Source organism: bacterium, from assembly GCA_021372775.1.
Lineage (GTDB): Bacteria > Acidobacteriota > Polarisedimenticolia > J045 > J045 > JAJFTU01.
The window spans coordinates 1-2,303 of record JAJFTU010000310.1 but is presented as its reverse complement, the minus strand read 5'-3'; the positions used below and the strand labels follow the sequence as shown (position 1 = coordinate 2,303).

The 2,303-nt window shown below is 74.3% G+C and carries 2 protein-coding genes; one reads left to right on the top strand and one right to left on the bottom strand.

Going from position 1 to position 2,303, the window contains the following annotated elements; translation table 11 throughout:
- Window positions 1-100: 100 nt before the first annotated feature.
- A complete protein-coding gene (gene trmFO, locus LLG88_10680) occupies window positions 101-1,465 on the bottom strand; it encodes a methylenetetrahydrofolate--tRNA-(uracil(54)-C(5))-methyltransferase (FADH(2)-oxidizing) TrmFO (GenBank protein MCE5247365.1) in 1,365 nt (454 codons plus the stop codon).
- Between the two features lie 182 nt (window positions 1,466-1,647).
- On the opposite strand from trmFO, the gene LLG88_10675 reads away from it, so the two are divergent.
- The coding region (locus LLG88_10675) for a chromate transporter (protein ID MCE5247364.1) at window positions 1,648-2,303 on the top strand (656 nt) is incomplete at its 3' end.

Sequence of the window (2,303 nt, the reverse complement as noted above, 5' to 3'; positions counted from 1 at the left end):
CGGCCAGACGGCGCGCAACTTCGACGCTGGCGGCGAAGTAGGCGTCCGCGCGGCGGCGGGTCGGGGCGTCGGAGGGGCTCATCGTCGATCTCCTCCCGGTTCAATCTACGTCGCGCGGGGGTTCCTGCGCCGCGCCGAAATGGGGCAGTCGCCGCTCGGCCGCGAACGAGGCCAGCGCGGCCAGCGCCCGCTCGGAGAGGGCGCGCTTGCGCTCCCTCTTCGCCCGCGGCGGATCGGCGAGCGGCGGGAGCAGGCCGAAGGCGATGTTCGTCGGCTGGAACGTCTCCCCCTCCGCCCGCGCGACGTACCGCTGGAGCGCGCCGAGCGCCGTCTCCTCGGGGAAGAGCGGGGGCGTCCCGCCGCCGACGAGCGCCGCCGCGCCGAGCCCGGCGACCAGCCCGGAGGCGGTGGACTCCGTGTACCCCTCGACGCCGGAGATCTGCCCGGCGAAGAAGAGGCCGGGGCGCTTCCGCGCCTGGAACGTCTCGGCGAGGACGCGCGGGGCGTTGATGTAGGTGTTGCGGTGGATCATCCCGAGCTTCACGAACGACGCGCGCTCGAGGCCGGGGATCATCCGGAAGATCCGCTCCTGCTCGCCCCACTTGATCCGGTTCTGGAAGCCGACGATCGACCAGTGCGACGCGGCGAGGTTGTCCTGCCTGAGCTGCACGACGGCCCACGGGCGGTGGCCGGTGCGCGGATCGCGGAGGCCGACCGGCTTCATCGGGCCGAAGCGGAGTGTGTCGCGGCCGCGGAGCGCCAGCTCCTCGATCGGCAGACATCCTTCGAAGAGCAGCTTGCGGTCGAAGTCGTGCAGGTCGGCCTGCGTCGCCGCGAGCAGCGCGTCGTAGAAGGCGTCGTACTCGGCGCGGTTCATCGGACAGTTGGCGTAGTCCGAGCCTTCCCCCTTGCCGTAGCGCGAGGCGCGGAAGGCGACGCTCCAGTCGATCGACTCGTTCTCGACTATCGGGCTGATCGCGTCGTAGAAGGCGAGGTTCCCTTCGCCGGTGAAGGCGGCGATCGCCGCGGCGAGGGCGGGCGAGCAGAGCGGCCCGGCGGCGACGATCGCCGGATCGTCGTCGGGGAGCTCGAGGACCTCGCCGCGCTCGATCCGGATCAGCGGGTGGCCCTTGATCGCCTCGTCCACGGCGACGCTGAACGCCTCGCGGTCCACGGCGAGGGTGGCGCCGGCGGGGACGGCCGCGGCGTCGGCGCTGCGGACGATCAGCGAGCCGAGGGCGCGCAGCTCGGCCTTGAGCAGGCCGTGGGCCGTCGCGAGTTCCTTCGACTTGAACGAATTGGAGCAGACGAGTTCCGCGAGACGCCCGGTCTTGTGGATCGGGTTCGTCGCCAGCGGGCGCATCTCGCGCAACAGGACCGGCACGCCGGCCTCCGCGCACTGCCACGCCGCTTCGCAGCCGGCGAGACCACCGCCGACGATCGTCACCTCGTTCCGCGTCGCCATGCCGGCATGGTAGCCGCGCGCCGCGGGCCGGTCCACGCGCGACACGGCGCGCGGCGCGCGTACCGTCGGCGGCCGCGCCGGACGTCGCCGCCGAACGCCTCGGCGGTCCTTGCACTTGACGGCGCCGCCCGGCGCGGCGCGCGGCGTTGACCGTTCCCGCGGCGTCCGCGTATCGTCCGCGCATGGCCGAAGGCGGATCGACGAAGCGGTTGCTCGAGGTGGCCGGCGCGTTCCTCAAGCTCGGCTGCATCGCCTTCGGCGGACCCGCGGCGCACGTCGGGCTGATGGAGGAGGAGTTCGTGCGGCGGCGGCGCTGGCTGTCGCGCGAGGAGTTCCTCGACGTGCTGGGGGCGATGAACCTCCTCCCCGGCCCGAACTCGACGGAGATGACGATCCACCTCGGCTGGCGCCGCGCGGGCTGGCCGGGGTTCTTCGTCGGCGGCCTCGCGTTCATCCTTCCCGCGGCGCTGATCACGAGCGCGGTCGCGTGGTTCTACGTGCGGTTCGGCGCGCTGCCGCAGGGGCGGGCGCTGCTCTACGGCGTCAAGCCGACGATCATCGCCGTGATCGCGCTGGCGGTGATCCGCCTCGCGCGGAGCGCGCTGCGCGGGACCGCGGCGATCGCCCTCGCCGTCGCCGCCTTCGCCGGCTGCGCCGTCGGCCTCGACCCGCTCGCCGCGCTGCTCGGCGCCGGCGCGCTCTCTCTTCTCCGGGCTCGGCTGCGCCGCGGCGCAACCGGCGCCGCCTCCGCGCTCGCCGCGCTCCCTCCCGCGCCGCTCGCCGCCGCGTCCTCCGCCGCCCCCGCCTCCGCTGCGGGCGCGGGCTCGGCGCCCGCAGC